The 20,484-nt window shown below is 66.8% G+C and carries 15 protein-coding genes and 1 pseudogene; 10 read left to right on the top strand and 6 right to left on the bottom strand.

Going from position 1 to position 20,484, the window contains the following annotated elements:
- The first annotated feature begins 30 nt into the window (after nucleotides 1-30).
- Nucleotides 31-366, top strand: coding sequence for a hypothetical protein (locus HWX62_RS29435; protein WP_175932001.1), 336 nt, complete (start codon nucleotides 31-33; stop codon nucleotides 364-366).
- 115 nt (nucleotides 367-481) lie between these two features.
- Here the strand turns inward: HWX62_RS29435 and icmH are convergent, their stop codons facing one another.
- The 3 genes from icmH to tssJ all read right to left on the bottom strand — a co-directional run bounded on the left by icmH (nucleotide 482) and on the right by tssJ (nucleotide 3,321).
- Nucleotides 482-1,264, bottom strand: a complete 783-nt coding sequence (gene icmH / locus HWX62_RS29430) for a type IVB secretion system protein IcmH/DotU (RefSeq protein WP_175932000.1) — start codon at nucleotides 1,262-1,264, stop codon at nucleotides 482-484.
- Entirely contained in the window at nucleotides 1,261-2,607 is a 1,347-nt protein-coding gene (gene tssK / locus HWX62_RS29425; RefSeq protein WP_175931999.1) for a type VI secretion system baseplate subunit TssK, read from the bottom strand. The genes icmH and tssK overlap by 4 nt, the downstream gene beginning before the upstream one ends.
- A gap of 102 nt (nucleotides 2,608-2,709) precedes the next feature.
- The gene (gene tssJ, locus HWX62_RS29420; protein ID WP_175931998.1) at nucleotides 2,710-3,321 is read right to left on the bottom strand and encodes a type VI secretion system lipoprotein TssJ; all 612 of its coding nucleotides are present in this window, start codon (nucleotides 3,319-3,321) and stop codon (nucleotides 2,710-2,712) included.
- A gap of 372 nt (nucleotides 3,322-3,693) precedes the next feature.
- Here tssJ and HWX62_RS29415 point away from each other — a divergent pair, with 372 nt between their 5' ends.
- From HWX62_RS29415 to tssA, 9 genes and pseudogenes are all read left to right on the top strand, one after another.
- Complete coding sequence (locus tag HWX62_RS29415; RefSeq protein WP_175931997.1) at nucleotides 3,694-4,326, top strand: tetratricopeptide repeat protein; 633 nt, start codon at nucleotides 3,694-3,696, stop codon at nucleotides 4,324-4,326.
- A 46-nt stretch (nucleotides 4,327-4,372) separates the two neighbouring features.
- Complete coding sequence (gene tssB / locus HWX62_RS29410; protein WP_027783377.1) at nucleotides 4,373-4,888, top strand: type VI secretion system contractile sheath small subunit; 516 nt, start codon at nucleotides 4,373-4,375, stop codon at nucleotides 4,886-4,888.
- A gap of 15 nt (nucleotides 4,889-4,903) precedes the next feature.
- Nucleotides 4,904-6,393 (top strand): annotated as a pseudogene (tssC, locus tag HWX62_RS29405) (type VI secretion system contractile sheath large subunit).
- A gap of 70 nt (nucleotides 6,394-6,463) precedes the next feature.
- On the top strand, nucleotides 6,464-6,967 hold the full coding sequence (locus HWX62_RS29400) for a type VI secretion system tube protein Hcp (RefSeq protein WP_059449787.1): 504 nt from the start codon (nucleotides 6,464-6,466) through the stop codon (nucleotides 6,965-6,967).
- A 62-nt stretch (nucleotides 6,968-7,029) separates the two neighbouring features.
- Nucleotides 7,030-7,515, top strand: coding sequence for a type VI secretion system baseplate subunit TssE (gene tssE / locus HWX62_RS29395; RefSeq protein ID WP_175931996.1), 486 nt, complete (start codon nucleotides 7,030-7,032; stop codon nucleotides 7,513-7,515).
- Between the two features lie 76 nt (nucleotides 7,516-7,591).
- Nucleotides 7,592-9,427, top strand: a complete 1,836-nt coding sequence (gene tssF, locus HWX62_RS29390) for a type VI secretion system baseplate subunit TssF (protein ID WP_175931995.1) — start codon at nucleotides 7,592-7,594, stop codon at nucleotides 9,425-9,427.
- Nucleotides 9,391-10,491 (top strand): type VI secretion system baseplate subunit TssG, encoded by a 1,101-nt coding sequence (gene tssG, locus HWX62_RS29385; protein ID WP_175931994.1) that lies wholly within the window; start codon nucleotides 9,391-9,393, stop codon nucleotides 10,489-10,491. Before tssF ends, tssG begins: the two co-directional genes overlap by 37 nt.
- Nucleotides 10,492-10,530: 39 nt before the next feature.
- Nucleotides 10,531-13,200, top strand: coding sequence for a type VI secretion system ATPase TssH (gene tssH, locus HWX62_RS29380; RefSeq protein WP_175931993.1), 2,670 nt, complete (start codon nucleotides 10,531-10,533; stop codon nucleotides 13,198-13,200).
- A 42-nt stretch (nucleotides 13,201-13,242) separates the two neighbouring features.
- Complete coding sequence (gene tssA, locus HWX62_RS29375) at nucleotides 13,243-14,364, top strand: type VI secretion system protein TssA (protein ID WP_175931992.1); 1,122 nt, start codon at nucleotides 13,243-13,245, stop codon at nucleotides 14,362-14,364.
- Between the two features lie 84 nt (nucleotides 14,365-14,448).
- On the opposite strand, the gene HWX62_RS29370 is transcribed toward tssA, so the two are convergent.
- The 3 genes from HWX62_RS29370 to tssM are packed head-to-tail and all read right to left on the bottom strand — an operon-like array spanning nucleotide 14,449 to nucleotide 20,334.
- Nucleotides 14,449-15,399 (bottom strand): OmpA family protein, encoded by a 951-nt coding sequence (locus tag HWX62_RS29370; protein WP_175931991.1) that lies wholly within the window; start codon nucleotides 15,397-15,399, stop codon nucleotides 14,449-14,451.
- A 4-nt stretch (nucleotides 15,400-15,403) separates the two neighbouring features.
- Nucleotides 15,404-16,393, bottom strand: a complete 990-nt coding sequence (gene tagF, locus HWX62_RS29365) for a type VI secretion system-associated protein TagF (protein WP_175931990.1) — start codon at nucleotides 16,391-16,393, stop codon at nucleotides 15,404-15,406.
- Complete coding sequence (tssM, locus tag HWX62_RS29360; protein ID WP_175985304.1) at nucleotides 16,390-20,334, bottom strand: type VI secretion system membrane subunit TssM; 3,945 nt, start codon at nucleotides 20,332-20,334, stop codon at nucleotides 16,390-16,392. The genes tagF and tssM overlap by 4 nt, the downstream gene beginning before the upstream one ends.
- Nucleotides 20,335-20,484: the final 150 nt, after the last annotated feature.

Here is a 20,484-nt window from a genome sequence, read left to right as displayed (position 1 = left end):
GACTCGCTGCACGGCAGAAAGGAAATGAACATGGCCGACGATCCGGCAGCATTGCGCACGCAACAGGAAGCGCTTTGCGCACGCTACGGCCTGCAGGCCGTCGAACCCGAAGAGATGGTTGCCGTCGCGATGTCGACGCTCGGACGGATGCCCGTTTATGGCACGCGTATCGCGCTGTCCGAAGGCGACAACGTCGGCTGGTTCTTCCACTGCGGCGAATACTCGGACGCCGACGATTTCTATCAGCCGCTGCATGCGGCGCACCTGTCGACCTATTTGCCGTCGGTTCTGCCTTATCTGCGGTTGCCTCCCGGCGCACGCTTCATCATCGACGACGCCGGCTATGAAGACATCTGGATGGCGTGACGCATCGACCCGCCATCGATCTTTTTCAGTTGTCCGGAGGAAGTGCGCAAAAGCAGAAAAGGACCGCCAGGCGGTCCTTTTCTCATGAAGCGGTCGTTCGAAAAACGCGTGCCGGTTACGGCAACGAAATCGTCAAATTGGCCGACTCCGGCCCGACCTTGATCACCTGCGAATACGGCGCCAACGCCTGCAGCGTCTTGTCCTTCAGGTACGTGTTGAGCCCGAGATATCCGAGCAGCGCAACGAGCGCGAACACGGTCCCGATCGCCCACACCGGCACCTCGCGCTTCAAGCGGTGCGCGATCTGGTCCGGCAGCGGCCAATGCGGCGCGAACGGCGCGCGCTTGCCCTTCATGTGCGCGATCTCGTCGCCGAGCCGCGCGGTCAGATACGCGAGCTTCTCCGGCCCTTCGAGCAGGTACTTGCCCTGGAAGCCGAGCAGCAGGCACATATGGAACACCTCGAGCGACTGCAGCCGCGCGGCACCCTGCGCGCGCCCTTCCTCGAGATACTGGAAGAACTTCTCGCCCGCGAGCTGCTCGCCGAACAGCACGAGCTGCAGCGGCCGGCGTTCCCAATCCGCGCGGATCTTGAACTGCGACGACAGCACCATTTCGTCGATGGCCGCGCAGAACGCGAACTTCGCGCCGTACACGTCCTCGGCGGCGATATTCAGCTTCTTCGCGCCGCGCTCGAAATCCGACAGGAACTCCTGGATCCGCGTGCTGAACTCGCTGGCGCTGTCCGGCTCCCGCCCGTTCTTGAGCAGAAACAGCATGAAGAACCCGTCGTACAGCAAATCGAGCAGCGAGCGGGCCTGGAACGCGGAGTCCGTCGACGCCGGGGTATGCAGCGGTGTCGGCGCGTTGTCGCCGAACAAGGAAGGCGCGTAGCTCATGATGTGACCGCGATCAGTTCGAATTTCAGGTCATTGATGCCAGTCGGCGCGTAGATCATCGCGGACTGGGCCTGCAGCATGCGCTCGTACAGCGGGCTGCGCGAATCGAGCGCGAAGTAGCATGCGCCGGGGCGCACCGGAATCGCGGGCGGCACCTGCGGCGTGTACGACAGCCGCACGCCGGGCATCGCCGACAGCACGAGCTTGTCGACGTCGTCGGGTGCGCCGACCTTGAAGCGGGCCGGCACCGCATCGACGAGTTCGACGCTCGGCATGTCCGCGGACACCGCGAGGTAGAACTCGGTCTTGTCGTCGATCTTGCCGGAATCGAGGCGGCCGAGGTGGAACGACGGACGCACCTCGTCGAGCGTGATCGCGAAGTAGCGCGTCGAGATCACGGTGTCGAGCAGTTCGCGCAGCATCAGGTCGAGCCGCGCGAAGCTCGGGCCCGGATCGTCGTGGCGGTACACGGGCAGGTCGGCGAGCGTATAGCCCTTCGAGAACGTCATCAGCTGGCCCGCGAGGCGCAGCAGTTCCTGGAACAGCCGCTCCGGATGCAGCGCCGCGTGCTGGTGCAGGTGCGCGAGCGTCGCGAATGCGGCGTTCGCCGTGTGCAGCAGCCAGAACGACGCGATGTCACCCGAACGGAACTCGATGATGTTCTTCGACGGCTCGCGGTGAAAGCCGTACAGTGCGTTCACCTTCGCCTGCAGCGCGTCGACCAGCTGGCGCAGCCGCTGGTGCAGGATCGGCGACGCGTCGATCGCGAGGCACGGCGGCACGAAGCTGTCGTCGATCTCGAACCCGGACGTCGCGGTGCGACGTACGCGCACGAGCGGCACCGACAGCAGCTGGTCGCGCGGCTCGCTGTGCGCGATCAGCTTGACCTGCGTCTTCAGGAACGTGATGTCGGCTTCGGCGGCGTCGGTGAAGTTGTCGGCGACGCTCGTCTGCTCGCTGACGAACCGCGTCGTGAAGCCGGCGGCCGGATCGTCGCTGTAGTTGGTGCCGTTCTCGCGCAGCGGGTGCAGCGCGAGATAGAACACGAATTCGTTGATGCCGTCGGGCAACGTATCCAGCGCGATCGGCGGCGGCAGGTCGTCGGCCTGCGGCGCGGCATACAGCGCGCCGTCCGGGAACACGAGCGCGAGCTCGGCCACCCGCAGCACGTTGCTGCCGAGCGCGTCGCGGTCGATGCGCACCGAGCGCACGCCCCAGTTGTACGGCTGGATCGCCTGGATGGACTCGAACAGGCGCGCCTCGTGGTACGCGTCCTGCCGCTGAAAGTGTTGAGGCCGGAGGAACAGCCCTTCCCCCCACAGCACCTTGGCCGAATAACTCATGTCAAATCCGGTTAATGTGGCGTTGCGATGTAATCGATTTGTTCGTGCCCGAAATAAATCGCCAATTGTTAACTCTTGTTAATTGACATTCGTGCGTCATGTTTAACCGCAGGAGACCGAAGAAAGCATATTCAGCGGTTGCGACGGTGCACCCTGTTGCGGTGCGATGACCGTGCCGTCGGTGACCGTCATCGCGCAATTATGCAGGCCGATGATTATGCCGGATTTCTCCGACTTCGCCGGATCGAACGTCAGTTTCCATCGCTGGAGTGCGGGATCTCGGAACAGCGCGACAATGCCGAATGCCTGCGCTTCGCGCGATACCTTCTCGGTCGCCGTATAGCGCTGGCCCGGAATCAGCGTGATTTCGCGCACATTCAGCAGATCGGCGCCGAGTGCGGCTTTTTCCTTGGTCGGATCGGTAAATGCGTCGAACGGCGCCTGCTGGAACGAGGTCGGGTCCTTCAGCGCATAGAGCCGGACGACGAGCGCGAGCGGCTTGTTGTCGGTCGCGGCATTCAGGTTCGGCGCGGCGGCCAGCGTGAGCCCGATGTTGCGCGGCGGCTTCTGCGCGTCGGGCACCTCGGGCTTGCCGATGCCGGCCGCGGACATCACGGCGCTCGCGGCCGAGCCGAGCAGCGGGGCGGCCGCGCATCCGGCCAGGAGGGCGCACGCAACCAGCGGCAGCGCGTAGCGAATCATGGACGATCTCATCGTTTTTCCGGCGTGCCGCCTTTATCCCTGTCAAAACTGCCGGGTATTACCACGTTCGCTGCGGATCCCCGACATTGCACCGTTCAACTATTAAGCACGCTTGCGTCAGGCAAGCGCCCGGAAATTTTTTCCGCCGTCCGGACGGCGCGTCGTGCGACCAGTAAAACTTGCGCATTCCGGCCCGCGGAAAAACCGCTGCGAGCCCGCAGCGAGCGGCCATTCGAGGGGGTAGCGCCCGGTTTTAAAAGGAATTACTCTTCACACGACGATTGAATTATGAAAAATTGATCGGTACTATACCCGCGCGCTTCTTGCAAAGCAAAAGAACCAGATTCTCAACGATTTAAAACTCACGCGCCGGTGGATATAACGATGAAAGACCGTCTGTTCGCAAAACTGTCTGGGGTAGTGGTGGCTTGCGGCGTGATCGCCGGTTGTGCGAGCCAGCCTCCCGCGCCGCCGACTGCGGAAGTGTTCAACAAGTCGCTGGCCGATGCGGACGCCGTCGCGAAGGCGGGGGACCAGGACAAGGCGCTCGGCCTGTACCAGCAGCTCGCGAAGTCGGATCCGACGCGCGAGGAACCGTGGTCGCGCATCGCGCAAATCCAGTTCGCCCAAAATCATTACGGGCAGGCGATCGTCGCCGCCCAGGAAGCGCTGCAGCGCGACGCGACCGATCGTCAGGCGAAGAGCGTGCTGGCCGTGGCCGGCCTGCGGATCGCGACGCAGTCGCTCGGCGAGCTGCGCCAGGATGCGTCGCTCGCGGGCGACGCGAAGTCCGACGCGCAGGCGCTCGCGAAGCAGCTGCGCGACACGCTCGGCGAATCCGCGCTGTTTCCGCCGGAAACCAAGGTCGTGAAGCCGCGCCCGCCGCGCCGTGTCGTCCATCGCCCGAAGGGCGGGGCCGGCGCCGCACCGGCCGCCGAAGCGGCGGTGTCGACCGCGCCGACGCCGCCCGCGTCGCAAAAGGGCAGCGCGGATCCGTTCGGCGCACTGCGCAACTGAAACCGCAACTGACGCGATAACCACAACTAACCTGGGAGCCGTCGAGATGGCCAAGAAAGAAAGCATTCAGAAAAGCTTGCAGAAGATACGGCCGCCGCGCGTCCAGCTGACCTACGAGGTCGAGAAGGGCGATGCGATCGAGGTGAAGGAACTGCCGTTCGTCGTCGGGGTCGTCGGCGATCTGGCGGGCCAGTCCGAAATCGAGCAGCCGAAGCTGCGCGACCGCAAGTTCGTCAATATCGACCGCGACAATTTCGACGACGTGATGAAGGCGATCGAGCCGCGCGCCGCGTTCCAGGTGGAAAACCGCCTGAGCCCGGAAGGCGGCAAGTTCGCGGTCGACCTGAAGTTCCGCTCGCTGTCGGATTTCAGCCCGGACGAAGTCGTCGAACAGGTCGAGCCGCTGCGCCGCCTGCTCGAGGCGCGCTCGAAGCTCGCCGACCTGCGCAACAAGCTCGCCGGCAACGACAAGCTCGAGGATCTGCTGTCCGAGGTGCTGAAGAACACGCAGCAGCTGCAGGAGCTCGCGAAGGGCACGGGCAGCGACAAAGACGGCGAATGACGACGGAGTGTTGAGATGAACCAGCAAACGGCTGCGGCCCAAGCGAGCGGCGCGGAATACGCCGCCGGGACTTCGCTGCTCGACGACATCGTCGAGAAGAGCAAGGTCGCGAAATCCGATTCCGAGCATGCGCGTGCGAAGGACCTGATCGGCGAACTCGTGCACCAGGTGCTCGACGGCACGGTGATCGTGTCGGACAACCTGTCGGCCACGATCGACGCGCGCGTCGCGGAACTCGACCGCCTGATTTCCACGCAGCTTTCCGCCGTGATGCACGCACCGGAATTCCAGCGCCTCGAAAGCACGTGGCGCGGGCTGGACTATCTGGTCAAGGAAAGCAACACGGGCCAGACGATCAAGATCAAGGCGCTGCACGCCCCGAAGCGCGACCTCGTGCGCGACTTCAAGGGCGCGAGCGAGTTCGACCAGAGCGCGCTGTTCAAGAAGGTCTACGAAGAGGAATTCGGCACGTTCGGCGGCTCGCCGTTCGGTGCGCTGATCGGCGATTACGAGATCTCGCGCCAGCCGGAAGACATGTACTTCATCGAGCAGATGTCGCACGTCGCGGCGGCCGCGCATGCGCCGTTCATCGCGTCGGCGTCGCCGGAGCTGCTCGGCCTCGAGTCGTTCTCCGACCTCGGCAAGCCGCGCGACCTCGGCAAGGTGTCGACACCGTCGAATACGCAAAGTGGAAGTCGTTCCGCGACGCGGAGGATTCGCGCTACGTCGGCCTGACGCTGCCGCGCTTCCTCGGCCGCCTGCCGTTCAATCCGAAGGACGGCCAGACCGCGGAGAACTTCAACTTCGTCGAGGAAGTCGACGGCACCGATCACGACAAGTACCTGTGGTGCAACGCGGCGTGGGCCTTCGCGGCGCGCCTGACGGCCGCGTTCGACGACTTCGGCTGGTGCGCGGCGATCCGCGGCGTCGAAGGCGGCGGCCTGGTCGAAGACCTGCCGACCCACACGTTCAAGACCGACGACGGTGAAGTCGCGCTGAAGTGCCCGACCGAAATCGCGATCACCGATCGCCGCGAGAAGGAGCTGAGCGATCTCGGCTTCATCCCGCTCGTTCATTGCAAGAACTCAGATTACGCCGCGTTCTTCGCTGCGCAATCGGTGCAGAAGCCGAAAAAATACAGCACCGACAGCGCGAATGCGAACGCCGTCCTGTCCGCCCAGCTTCAGTACATCTTCTCGGTATCGCGCGTCGCGCACTACCTGAAGGCGATGATGCGGGACAAGATCGGCAGCTTCGCATCGGCGCAGAACGTGGAGACTTTCCTCAACCGGTGGATTTCGCAGTACGTCCTGCTCGACGACAACGCCTCGCAGGAACAGAAGGCGCAATTTCCGCTGCGCGAGGCATCCATACAAGTGTCGGAGATTCCGGGCAAGCCGGGCTCGTATCGTTCGGTCGCGTTCCTGCGCCCGCACTTTCAGCTCGACGAACTCTCGATTTCTCTGCGACTTGTCGCTGATCTGCCCAAACCGGCAAATTCATAAGCGAGTAAATCGCCCGGGCGGGCCGCCTGGGTAGGACGTTAAAACCACCTCTTTGGGGAGTCGAAGGGCCATGTTACATATGCACTTGCAGTTTGGTAGTCCCGCGGTGAAGGGCGAGTCCGCGGACAAGGACCATCAGGGCTGGATCGAACTGAAATCGTGGGATCACTCGATCGTTCAGCCGCGTTCGGCAACCGCATCGACCGCCGGCGGTCACACGATGACGCGTTGCGAGCACGGCGACATGATCTTCACGAAGGAAATCGATTCGTCGAGCCCGCTGCTGTACCAGCACGCTTCGGGCGGTACCACGTTCGACGAGGTGACGGTCCATTTCTCGCGCGCGGACGGTGAAGGCAAGCGCGTGCAGTATCTGGAAGTCAAGCTCAAGTACGTGATCATCTCGAGCATCGCGCCGAGCGTTCGCGAGGAAGGTCTGCCGATCGAGACGTTCTCGCTGAAGTACGCAGCCGTGCAGTGGAAGCAAACCCAGCAGAAGATCGGAGGCAACCAGGGCGGCAACACGCAAGGCGCCTGGAGCCTGACGAAGAACGACAAGACCTACGCGGTCTAAGGTCGGTTGCGGCAACGGGGCGCTCGGCGTCCCGTTGCCGTTTTCGCTGTGCAGGCCGGCCGATGAAACGATTCGAACCCAGTTTTCTCGACAAGCTGTTCGACGACGAACCGCATCTGCCGGCCGCGGCGGCGATGCGGCAATTGTCGCTGGACGAGCTGAAGAACACGGTCGCCCGCGACGTCGAGGCGATCCTCAACACCCGTATCGCGCACACCGAGAACGAGCTGGCCGCGCTGCCGGAATGCCAGAAATCGGTGCTGACTTACGGGCTGAACGATTTCGCGGGGTTGAGCCTCGCGAGTCACTACGACCGCGCGTTCATCTGCAAGTCGATCCAGCAGGCCATCGCGCGCCACGAGCCGCGCCTGCAACAGGTGCAGGTGACGTTCGAGCTGAACGAGCAGGCCACCAACGCGCTCTATTTCGCGATCCAGGCGCTGCTCGTCGTGCACCCGGCCGAGGAGCCGGTGAGTTTCGACGCGATGCTGCAACCGTCGACGCTGCAGTATTCGGTCACGCGCGCACGCGCGGCAAGAATGCAGTAAATCAAGCCGCCGAGCGGGCCGGACCGCCCGGTGGTCAATCAGGTCCGGCAGGAAATATTGAGGTTCGGGGTCGTCGATGGAAGAATTGCTGCCGTATTACGAACGCGAATTATCGTTTTTGCGGCGCTATTCGCGAGATTTCGCCGAACGCTATCCGAAGATCGCCGCGCGCCTCGCGCTGTCCGGCGAGCATTGCGAGGATCCGCACGTCGAGCGGATGATCGAATCGTTCGCGCTGCTCGGCGCGCGCATCAACAAGAAGCTCGACGACGACTACCCCGAATTCACCGAAGCGCTGCTGGAAGTGCTGTATCCGCACTACCTGCGGCCGTTCCCGTCGTGCTCGATCGCGCAGTTCACGCCGGCGTCGCCCGGCCAGCAGACGGAGCCCGTCGTGATCGATCGCGGCACCGAGCTGAAGAGCCGCCCGATCCGCGGCGTGCAATGCCGGTTCCGCACCGCCTACGACGTGACGCTCGCGCCGATCCGCATCTCGGAAGCGCGCTATACGCCGGTCGCGCTCGCGCCGAGCGCGACGGTGCTGCCGTCGAACGCGACGGGCGTGATCTCGATCACGTTCGAATCGCTCGCCGCGCAGCTCGATCTCGGCGCGCTGAAGCTGCCGACGCTGCGCGCGCACCTGCACGGCGAGCAGTCGTTCGTCGCCGCGCTGACCGACTGCCTGTTCGTCAACGTGCTCGGCGCGTACGTCGAGCCCGAACGCAACGGCCGCTGGACCGCGCTGCGCAAGCTGCCGATCGCGCAGGCCGGCTTCGCCGAGGACGACGCGCTGATCGACTATCCGGCGAAATCGCACCCCGCGTACCGCCTGCTCACCGAATACTTCGCGTTTCCCGACAAGTTCGATTTCGTCGATTTCGACCTCGCGGCGATCGCGCGCGCGTCGGGCCGCTGCCAGCGCGCGACGCTGCATCTCGTGCTGCAGGACGTGCGCAGCGATTCGCACGTCGCGCGCCTGCTCGAACTGCTGACGGCGAGCCATTTCCGGCTGTTCTGCACGCCGATCGTCAACCTGTTCCGCCAGCACGGCGAGCCGATCCGCATCACGCACCGCGCGGTGTCGTATCCGGTGATCGCCGAGGCGCGGCGCGCGTTCGCGTACGAGGTGTATTCGATCGACTCGGTGAAGCTCGTCCGCCAGCAGGCGCATGAGGAATCGGTGATCGAGTTCCGCCCGTTCTATTCGCTGCATCACGGCGAAGCGGCGCGCATCGGTCACTACTGGTTCGCGCGCCGCAACGACTGGGTCGCGCAGAAGAGCCCCGGCTACGAAACCGAGATTTCGATCGTCGACATCGACTTCGAGCCGACGTCGCCGCAGACCGACACGCTGAGCCTCGACCTCACCTGCACGAACCGCGACCTGCCGGCGATGCTCGCATTCGGCCTCGAAGGCGGCGACCTGTTCCAGGAAGGCGGCGCGCAGACGAGCGGGATCTCGCTGCTGCGCCGCCCGACGCAGAGCGTGCGCTTCGAGCGCGGCCGCGCCGCGCACTGGCGGCTCGTGTCGCACCTCGCGCTCAACCACGTGTCGCTCGTCGCGCACGGCCTCGCGCCGCTGAAGGAAATGCTGACGCTGTACGACCTGCGGCGCACGGCCGTGTCGATGCGCCAGATCGACGGGCTCGCCGGCGTCGAGCAGCGCGGCGCCGTGCAGTGGCTGCCCGGCAAACCGTTCGCGACCTTCGTGCGCGGCATCGAGATCCGGCTGACGATCGACGAGGAACACTTCGTCGGCGCGAGCCTCGCGTCGTTCGTGCGCGTGCTCGACAGCTTCTTCGGGCTGTACGTCCACCTCAACAGTTTCGTTCAATTGGTCGTCGTGTCGAAGCGCACCGGCGAGGAGATCATTCGATGCAAGCCCCGAACCGGCGAATCGATCCTGGCGTAGTCGACGCGCTGCTCGACGAGCCGCACCGCTTCGAGTTCTTCCAGGCGGTGCGCGTGCTCGAAGGGCTGTTCGCGCGGCAGGCGTCGGATGCGCCCGGCGCGTGGCGGCAGGGCGACGTGGTCGCGCAGCGCATCGAATTCCGCAACACGCTGTCGCTGGGCTTCCCGCCGAGCGAGATCGAAGGCGCGCGCTCGTTCGACGACGACGGCGCGCCGCTGCACTCGGGCGAGCAGCGCGCCGCCGCGCTGGCCGCCGGCGAGCTCGGCCGCGTCGAGCTGACGCCCGCGTTCTTCGGGCTGCTGGGCGGCCAGGGTGCGCTGCCGCTGCACTACACCGAGCAGATCGTCGCGCGCGAACACCTGCGGCGCGACCACGCGGCGCGCGCGTTCTTCGACGTGTTCTCGAACCGCGCGACCGCGCTGTTCTATGCGGCGTGGAAGAAGTACCGGCTGCCGTTCCACTACGAACTCGACCGCGACGAGCGCTACCTGCCGCTGTTGCTCGCGATCGCGGGCGTGCCGAGCGACGAGGTGCGCGACAGCCTCGCGGCCGGCGCGGGCGGCGTGCTCGACGAGGCCGTGGCCGGCTACGCGCTCGCCGCGCGGCACCGGCCGATGTCGGCAGCCTACCTGCAGCGCACGCTGTCCGATTACTTCCGCGTGCCGGTGAAGATCGACCAGTTCGTCGGCAAGTGGTACGACGTGCCGCCCGATCAGCTGAGCGTGCTCGGCGAGGTCAACGCGGTGCTCGGCGCGACGGCGCTCGTCGGCGAACGCGTGTGGCAGCGCGACATGCGCGCGCGGATCGTCGTCGGCCCGCTGTCCAAGCGCGACTACGAGGCGTTCCTGCCCGGCGGCGCACAGGCCGTCGCGCTCGAGCGGATGCTGACGCTGCTCGCCGGTGTCACGCTCGAGTACGAGGTGAAGCTCGTGCTGAAGCGCACCGAGGTCGGCGCGAGCGTGCTCGGCGCGGGCTCGCGGCTCGGCTGGGACGCGTTCCTCTGCACGCGCGACGCGGACGAGGACCGCTCGGACGCCCGCTACGAACTGCACGTGATTCACTGACCCTAACAACAACACGCAATCGAACCTGAGATCGACGCCATGAGCACGCCTCTGAAGACCCTGATCACGAAACTGAACCCGCTGTGCCGCCATGCGACCGAGCGTGCGGCGAGCGCATGTCTGGCGCGCGGCCACTACGAGGTCGATCTCGAACACCTGTTCCTCGCGTTGCTCGACGAAGCGACGGGCGACCTGCCGCTCGCATTGCGCGCAAGCCGTGTCGATCCGCATGCGCTGCACGCCGATCTCGAACGCGAGCTCACGCGCCTGAAGACCGGCAACACGCGCACACCGGTGTTCTCCGTGCATCTGATCGCGCTGTTCGAGCAGGCGTGGCTGATCGCGTCGCTCGATTCGCAGCTCGGCCGCATCCGTTCCGGGCACCTGTTGCTCGCGCTGCTGACCGCGCCGGATCTCGCGCAGTTCGCGCAGCGGATGTCGTCGCGCTTCGCGGAAATGAACGTGACGGACCTGAAGCACAAGTTCGACGACATCATGGCCGGCTCGAGCGAAGCCGAGCCGCGCCAGCCGGACGACGACGGCAGCGACGTCGCGCCGGCCGGCGACGGCAGCGCGCCCGCGGCGGGCCCGTCGAAGACGCCCGCGCTCGACACGTACACGACCAACCTCACGCAGCGCGCGCGCGACGGCAAGATCGATCCGGTGATCGGCCGCGAAGCGGAGATCCGCCAGGCGATCGACATCCTGATGCGCCGCCGCCAGAACAACCCGATCATGACCGGCGAGGCCGGCGTCGGCAAAACGGCGGTCGTCGAGGGTCTCGCGCTGCGTATCGCGGCCGACGACGTGCCGCCGCCGTTGCGCGGCGTCGCGCTGCACGTGCTCGACATGGGGCTGCTGCAGGCCGGCGCGAGCGTGAAGGGCGAGTTCGAGAACCGTCTGAAGAGCGTGATCGACGAGGTGAAGAAGAGCGCGCATCCGATCATCCTGTTCATCGACGAGGCGCACACGATCATCGGCGCGGGCGGCCAGGCCGGCCAGAACGACGCGGCGAACCTGCTGAAGCCGGCGCTCGCGCGCGGCGAGCTGCGCACGATCGCCGCGACGACGTGGAGCGAATACAAGAAGTACTTCGAGAAGGATGCGGCGCTCGCGCGGCGCTTCCAGGTCGTGAAGGTCGAGGAGCCGAGCGAGCCGCTCGCGGCCGCGATGCTGCGCGGGATGTCGGGCCTGATGGAGAAGCATTTCAACGTGCGGATCCTCGACGATGCGATCACCGAGGCCGTGCGCCTGTCGCATCGCTACATCAGCGGCCGCCAGTTGCCGGACAAGGCGATCAGCGTGCTCGACACCGCCTGCGCGAAGGTCGCGCTCGCGCACAGCGCGACGCCGGCGGCGATCGACGATACGAAGAAGCGCATCGAGCGGATCGACGCGGAAATCGCATCGCTGGAGCGCGAGGCGGCAGGCGGCGCGGCGCACGACGAGCGGCTCGGCGAGCTGCGCGGCGCGCGCGGCACGGCGCTCGAACAACTGGCGAAGGACGAAGAGCGCTACGAAGCCGAGCGCACGATCGTCGCCGAGATCGCCGCGTTGCGCGACACGCTCGACAAGGCTCGCGGCCCGTCCGAAGACGGCCAGCCGGTCGACGTGCAGGCCACCCGCGACAAGCTCGCGGAGCGCGTCGCGGCGCTGCACGCGCTGCAGGGTGGCGAGCCGATGGTGCCGCTGCAGGTGGACGGCCACGTCGTCGCCGAGATCGTCGCCGCGTGGACGGGCATTCCGCTCGGCCGGATGGTGAAGGACGAGATCGACACCGTGCTGAACCTGCAGCCGCTGCTCGCCGCGCGCGTGATCGGCCAGGACCATGCGCTGGAGGCGATCGCGCAGCGCGTGCGCACGGCCACCGCGAACCTCGAGGATCCGAACAAGCCGCGCGGCGTGTTCATGTTCGTCGGGCCGTCGGGCGTCGGCAAGACCGAGACGGCGCTCGCGCTGGCCGACATCCTGTACGGCGGCGAGCGCAAGATGGTCACGATCAACATGAGCGAGTACCAGGAAGCGCACAGCGTGTCGGGCCTGAAGGGCTCGCCGCCCGGCTACGTGGGCTACGGCGAAGGCGGCGTGCTGACCGAGGCCGTGCGCCGCAACCCGTATTCCGTCGTGCTGCTCGACGAGGTCGAGAAGGCGCACCCGGACGTGCTCGAGATGTTCTTCCAGGTGTTCGACAAGGGCACGATGGACGACGCCGAAGGGCGCGAGATCGACTTCCGCAATACGCTGATCATCCTGACGTCGAACGTCGGTTCGGCCGCGGTGATGCAGGCCTGCCTGAACAAGCCGGCCGAGGAACTGCCCGATCCGGACGCGCTGGCCGAGACGCTGCGTCCGCAGCTGTACAAGACCTTCAAGCCGGCGTTCCTCGGCCGGATGAAGGTCGTGCCGTACTATCCGATTTCCGACGACGTGCTGGCCGAGATCATCGAGCTGAAGCTCGAACGCATCCGCCGCCGGATCGACGCGAACCACAAGGCCGCGTTCGAATGGGACGAGTCGCTCGTCGATGCGGTGCTCGCGCGCTGCACCGAGGTCGACTCGGGCGCCCGCAACGTCGACCACATCCTGAACGGCACGCTGCTGCCGGAGATCGCGGGCCACGTGCTCGGCCGGATCGCCGACGGCGCGTCCATCGCGCGCATCGCGGTGCGTGCGGACGAGGCCGGCGAATTCGCGTACACCGTCGAATGAGCGCGGCCGCGCGAAGCCCAGCAATGACGAACTGACCGAACCATGCCGATCAATCTCCCCGAGCTGCTGACGCCGATCAGCGACGCGTCGCCCAGCGGCGACGACCTGCTGTTCTCGAACGAATTCGACGCGATCCAGGACGCGCGGCGCTACGACGACCCGACGCTCGACCAGGGCGAATGGGTGACCGAGATCAAGGAGGCCGACTGGGGCTTCGTGGTCGACCATGCGGGCGAGCTGCTGCGCACGCGCACGAAGGACCTGCGGCTCGCCGTGTGGCTGACCGAGGCGCTCGCGCTCGAGGACGGCATCACGGGCCTCACCGAAGGCTATGCGTTGCTCGAGGGCCTGTGCCGCGACTTCTGGGACACCTTCCATCCGCTGCCCGAGGACGACGACATCGAGCACCGGCTCGGCAACGTCGCGTGGCTTGCCGGCCGCACGGCCGAGCTGCTGCGCGCGGTGCCGCTGACGGACGGCGCATCGAACGCGTTCAGCACGCTCGACTGGGAAGTCGCGCAGCACGTCGCGCAGTCGATCAAGCGCGACCCCGAGCACGCGGACGAGATCGCACGCGGCAAGCCGTCGATCGAGCAGATCGATGCGTCGCGGCGCGTGACGTCGATCGCGTTCTACACGGCGCTGCTGGCGAACCTGAAGGCGTTCGAATTCGCGCTCGATGCGTTCGAGGAGCGGCTCGTCGAGCGCGCGGGCGATGCGGCGCCGAGTTTCCGGCAGACGCGCGACGCGTTCGAGACCGTCTACCGGCTCGCCGAGCGCTTCGCGCGCGAACAAGGGTATACGGGCAGCGCGCCGCACACGCAGGCGGCGCCGCAGGCCCAGCCCGAACGCATCGAGCCGGTGTTCGGCCAGCCGATCCAGACCGAGGAGACTCACGTGCAGCAGCAGACCGCTTCGCGTCCTCCGGTGACGCAGATGATCGCCGGCATCCAGAACCGTGCGCAGGCCGTCGACCAGTTGCGTGCGGTGGCGCGCTATTTCCGTCAGACCGAGCCGCACAGCCCGGTCGCGTATCTCGCCGACAAGGCCGCCGAATGGGCCGACATGCCGCTGCACAAGTGGCTCGAGAGCGTCGTGAAGGACGACGGCTCGCTGTCGCACATTCGCGAACTGCTGGGCGTGCGGCCCGACGAGCAGTCGTAAACGCAAGACGGGCGGCGCATCGCTGCCGCCGCCCGTCGTGTGCCGTGCCGCTTCGCCATGGCGAGGCGGCCGGCCGACGTCCCGTTACTGCCCGACGCGGAACTCGATCCGCCGATTCCTCGCCCTGCCATCCGCCGTATCGTTCGGCGCGATCGGCTGATCCGGCCCGACGCCCGTCGTCGTCATCTGCTGCGGCGGAATGCTCTTCGTGATCAGGTAGCCCTTCACCGCATCCGCGCGCGCCTGGCTCAGCGCGATGTTCGACGTGCGGTTCCCCGAGTTGTCGGTGTGGCCGATGATGTCGACCGTGCGGTTCGGCATCTTCGCGAGCGCGGCCGCCATCTGGTCGAGGATCAGCTTGCCCTGCGGCGTCAGCGTCGCGCTGCCGGTCTCGAACTCGATCGTCCGGTTCGCGAGCGTCTGGTCGAGCACGCCCTGTTCGGAGGCCGACACGCGCAGCCCGTTCTTGATCGTATACGTCGGGTTCAGCGTGTTCGCCATGTCGCTCGCGAGCTGCTGGCGCTGCGCCTCGTTGTGCACCTCGCCCTTCATCTCGATCTGCGTGCCGTTGATCTTCAACTGGCCCTTGCTGATCTGCTTGAGCTGCGCGCCGAGCAGCTTCTGCACGTTCGCGCTCCAGTTCGGCGGCGTCGCGACGTCGCCCACCTCGATCTGGTCGACGACGTTCGTCGCGCCGTAGGTGTCGCGCAGCTTCTGCAGCACGGCGGCCTTGGTCGCCTCGTCGGGCACCTTGCCGCCGACCACCACCTGGCCGGGCGTGGCGTTCGCGGGCGGCGGGGCGATCGTGCCGGCCGTGCCGTGCACCACCGTGCCGGATGCGCCGCCGGCGCTCGGATTCGCCTGCGGCAGCGCGGTCGTCGCGACCGTGCCGTTGCCGACCGGCGTGACGGTCGCGCCCGTGTTCTGCGCGAAGGCCGCGCCGCTCGCGACGAGGCCGGCGGCGAACAGCGCGGCGAGGGCGGGCGAGACGGCGGCCGACAGGCGCGCGCGCCGGACCTGAATCGTGCGATGCATGCCGTCAGCCTCCGATGAACGCTTCGCGGAACGCGTCGATGGCGACGCGCAGCGAGAGTTGCGGTTGGTCGAGGTAGCTGACGAGCTTGCTGATCTGCGGATCGTTTTGCGCATGGGCGTCGATCCACTCGGGATCGTCGATGTCGATGTTGTGGGCGGCGTAGGTCTGCGGGTCGACGACGCTCAGCAGCGTCTTCGCCGACGCGCCGTTGAAGCCGATGATCAGCCGTTCGCGTTCGGCGATCGTGCCGATGAAGATCGCGAGCTCGAAGTCGGCCTGCGCGACGAACGGCGCGATCAGCTCGAGCCAGAACGCGGCGACGAGGCTGCGGTAGAACGGATCGACCGGCAGCGGCAGCGTGAGGCCGCGTTCGATGTGCGACGAGCCGCTCTGCATCACCGGGCGCAGCAGCGAGCCGAGCGCGAGCATCGCGCCGCGCAGCCGCACCGGATGACCGCTTTCGAGCAGCATCTCCTGCAGGCCGTACAGCGACTGGTGTTCGACGAAATCGTTGAAGGTGCCGTCATGCGACGTGCCGGGGCCGCCGATGTCGATCGGCACCTGCGTGTCGCCCAGCGCCTGCAGCGCGCCCGGCGGCTCGTCCTTGCCGAGCAGCGGCGGGATCTGCGCGGCGACGCGCGACCACAGCCGCGCGAACGCGAGCGGGCTGCGCGCGAGGAACGCGAGCGGCCGGTCGACCTCGAGCGCAGTGGCGCCGAGGAACGGGAAGCGGCGCATCGACACGTCGTGGCTCGCGACCATGTGGCCCGCGATCGCGAGCTTGCTGCGCGAGCCGAGGAACGCGAAATGCATCGGCTTCGCGTCCTCGTAGACGATCTTCCAGCGCGGATCTTCCGCGAGCAGCTCCAGCGCCTGCGCGATCCAGCGATCGAGCGTCTGCAGCAGCTGCGGATTGTGCGCGCTCTTCACGAAGTCGCCGCGCGACGGAATCTTGCCGAAGTAGGCGATTTGCGCCTGTACGGTTTGCGTCATTGCGCCCTCTGTGCATTCGTTGCGTTGGCGGCCGCGACGGCCGGCGCGGCGCCCGGCGTGCCGGTGCCGGCTTGCGTCGCGTTCTGCGCGGCGCCCGCGCTCGCGTCGGCGACCGACGACGGCAGCTGCAGGCCGCGCAGGCTTTGCTGCTGCGGCTGGTCGCCGCCCCCGGCCGACGGTTGCGACGTGCTGATGATGCGCATCGTCACCGACACGTTCACGCTGCCCTGTGCCCAGGTCAGGTCGAACGTGCCGTCCGGACGGCGCTTGCGCTGCGCCGAGTTGATCAGCTTCTCGAGACCGTAGCGGCCCGGCTCGTTGACGAGCTGCACCGTGCGGCCGTCGAAGGTCGTCGCGGACAGCGTCGCGCCCGGCGAGCCCTGCGGGTTCGGCCACACGAAGTTGGTCCACTGCGGCGGCGTGTTGCGGTAGCGCAGCTGCTGGCCGTCGATCGCGATCGTGTATTCCGTCGTGCCCGTGCTCGGCTGCGGCAGGATCTGGAACACGGTCTGCGGCTCGGACGACGCGGCCGCGCTGCCGGCGGCGCCGCCCGCGAGCGGCGCGACCCAGCGGGCGAAGCCGTTCGTGAAGTCCGGCGTGAGCCCGATGCCCATGTCGCCCCACGTGCGGGCGGCGAGCGTGTCGCCGCGGCGCACCGCGAGCGGCCCGAGCGTCGTGCCGACGAATTTCGCGATCGAGCCGTCCGGACCGAACACCTGCGCGATCTCGCCGGCGCCTGCCTCGACCTTCGCGTTCGCCGCGAACGGATACTTCGTCGCGAGCGAGTTCTGGAACGGCTGGTAGACCTGCGCGTTCCACACCTTGTTGACTTCGGCGCTGGCCGGCTGGATCACGACCGCGAACGCCTGCATCAGCGGCCGCACCAGCAGCGGGCGCAGCGACTTGCGTTGCGAATCGGTCAGGCCCGTCAGCATCTGCTCGTCGACGAGCTTCAGCGAATCGGCGAGTTCCGAACCGCTGCCGTCGAGCGTCTGCTGCATCAGCTGACGCGCGCCCGGCCCCGGATCGCCCTGGTTCTTGATCACGTTGAAGCGCGTGCGGACCTTCGACAGCGACTCCATGTAGCTCTTCAGCATCGACGTGCCGTCATGCGTCGCGACGATCCGCGCGAGTCCGACGAACTCCTGGCCGATCGGCCCCATCGGCACCTCGGCCGGATTGCCGTTGATGTCGATGTTGGCTGCCGCCACCTGGCCGGCCTGCGAGCGCGAGAACAGTTGCTTGACCCAGTTCACGACGCCCGTCTGCGCCTTCTTGATCGTCACGTTCGCGAGCGACGGGTTGTCCCACGACGTCTGGTCGTACGCGGTCTCGAGGATCTTGCGGATCGGCGAATCCTGCGGATCGCCGAGGCGGTTCATCCCGTCGACGGCCTGGCCGAAGCTGGTGAAGCCCTGTACCGCGATGCCCTGCATGAACTTCTGCCAGTGCTGCGCGTACTCGGTCTTGTACATGCCGACGAGCGTCTTCTGGATCTGCTCGGGGCTGCCCTCGAGCGTCAGGTCGTCCTGCGTCGACGTGTTGAGCACCCAGTCCTTCGCCTGCAGCTCCTTGGTCGCCGCGTCGCGGATCGCCGGCTGCACGTAGTCGAACCACGCTTCGCGCGTGAACGTGCCCGGAATCGCGTAGCTGCCTGCCACGAGCCCCTGGTTGCCGTCGCCGACGATGCGCGCGACGGTCATCGGCGCAAAGCGGGTCGACGCGCGCGCCTTGATTTCCTCGTAGACGCGCTGGCGGGCCGGCATGCCGCGCACCACGCGACGCAGGTTCTCGCGGGTCTGGTCGACGAGCGCGAGGTTCGCGTCGATCATCGGCCAGTCGTTGTCATTCACGCGCGACAGGTAGAACGAGATCATGCGCTCGGCGCTCCGGATCATCTCGTCGCGCGGCATGTTGCCGCGATTCGTCTCGAGCCAGCCGCGCCAGAAGCGGGCGAGCTGGTCGGTCAGGTGCGCCTGTTCGACGTGACGCTTGTCGGACAGCATCAGGTACGTCTTGAGCGCGTTGTACGCATCCTGCACGTTGGTCGGCGACGCGTCGCTGTACAGGCCGCCTTGCGGCGCGGCGGGCTGTTGCGGGGCGGCGGCCGGCGCGGCGCCCGATGCGGCCAGCGCGGCGCCGGCCTGCGGCGCGGCGCCTGCCGCATTGGTCGAGACCGGAATCGTGCCGCCCTGCACGGCGCCCGATTCGGGCGGGCGCGTCATCGGCACGAGCTGCTCGGGGTGCGCGTTCACGTCCTTCATGAACGATGCGAGGTTCTGCGACACGGGCGCCAGCAGGATCTGGCGCACGCCGTTGTAGTACTCGGTCAGCAGGTGCTGCTCGAGCCGGTCGCCCTGGTACAGGCCGAGCGACACCGACAGCGGCTTGTCGCGGCGGAACTGCTCGAGCTGCTCGATCCGGTCCTCGAGGATGTCCATCGCCTGCAGGCGCGACTGCAGGTCGTTGCGGCCCTGCTGCAGGCGCGTGACGTTGTCGAGGTCGGCCTGCACGTTCGCGACGAGCTGCTGGTTGCCGATCGTCGACCACGTCCAGCCGCTCAGCGCGAGCGCGAGCGCCGCGACGAAGCCGAAGAAGGTCGCGTAGCGCAGCCGCGTCTTGGTCGGGCTCGCGAACTGGCGCACCGTCTGGCGATCCGCGAAGATCACCTTCGAGAACAGGTCGCGCAGGAAGAAGCCGTTCTTCGAGAACGCGCTGTGCGGTTTCGGCAGCGCGCTGCCGTCGAGGCCGAAGCGGTGCGCGATGCGCTGCGCGGCCGCGCTGTTGGTCTCGCCTTCCTGCAGCGCGCTGGTGAAGTAGAAGCCGCGGAAGATCGGCTTGTACTGGAACGGGTTGTTCTCGAACAGCGTCGCGAGGAACGCGCGCAGCGACGGCTTGATCGTCGAGAATTCGAGCGGGAAGCTCAACTGGCCCGGCGACAGCTGGTTGCCGCGCGACAGCGACAGCTGCGCGACGCTGATTTCCTTGAGCCCTTCGTAGAGTTCCTCGAAGTGCGTGTCGAACAGCGCGACGACGTCGCGCTTCTCGTCCGGCTCGTAGGGCAGGGTGGCGCCCCACACGCGGTCGTACTCGTGCTTGTCGCTGCTGCTGAAGAATTCGGTGAAGCCGGTGATCAGGTCGGCCTTCGTGAACATCACGTAGACGGGCGCGAACACTTCGAGCTTTTCCGTCAGCTCCTGAACGCGCTGACGAAGGTTCTTCGCGAGGTTGATCGCGAATTCGGGGCGGTTGCCGGTGAGCTCCGCGATGCTGGCCGTGACGATGATCCCGTTGATCGGCGCCTTCGGGCGGTAGCGCTTGAGCAGCCCGAGGAAGCCGAGCCACTCGCTGCGGTCTTCCTCGTGCACCGAATAGCGGCCGGCCGTGTCGAGCAGGATCCCTTCGGTCGTGAAGAACCAGTCGCAGTTGCGCGTGCCGCCGATGCCGTGGATCACGGCGCTGTTCTTGTCCGCGAACGGGAACTGCAGGCCGGAATTGAGCACGGCGCTGCTCTTGCCCGCGGCCGGGTTGCCGATCACGATGTACCACGGCAGCTCGTACAGCGCGGAGCCGCCCGACACCTGGCCGATCTTCGACGTCTTGATCGTCTTCACCGCATCCGACAGGCGCGTGCGCAGCACGTCGAGGTCGGCCGTCTTCGCGTCCGACGCGAGCGCGGCGGCGGCCGGCGCCGCGATCTTGCCGGTTTCCGCCTGCTCTTCGAGCACCTGGCCGAGCTGCTGGTTCGCGCGCTTCACGCGCCAGCGCCGCCACAGCGCGACGACGAGCCACAGCGCGAGGACCGCCGCGAACGCGATCGCCGCCCACAGGAGCGGCAACTGCAGCATGTCGGCGACGATGAACAGAATGGCCGCTAGCGCGACGATCCCGACGATCGAGAGCGTACGCGGATGAGTCAGCACGTTGAGGATGCGTTGCATAGGACGTTCAGGTTCCGGTGCGATTCGGTGAGGCGACGCAGACGCGTCGAGCGGCAAGGGTGGCGCCGCGATGTGTCGCCATGCTGTCAAACGGGGTGAAGGAGGCTGGCATCAATGCGCTCGCGGCATCGGAGAAGGCGCGCGCATTAA

The sequence above is a fragment of the Burkholderia sp. BCC0506 genome (assembly GCF_902833145.1).
Classification (GTDB): Bacteria; Pseudomonadota; Gammaproteobacteria; order Burkholderiales; family Burkholderiaceae; genus Burkholderia.
This window is presented reverse-complemented; position numbering and strand designations above follow the sequence as displayed.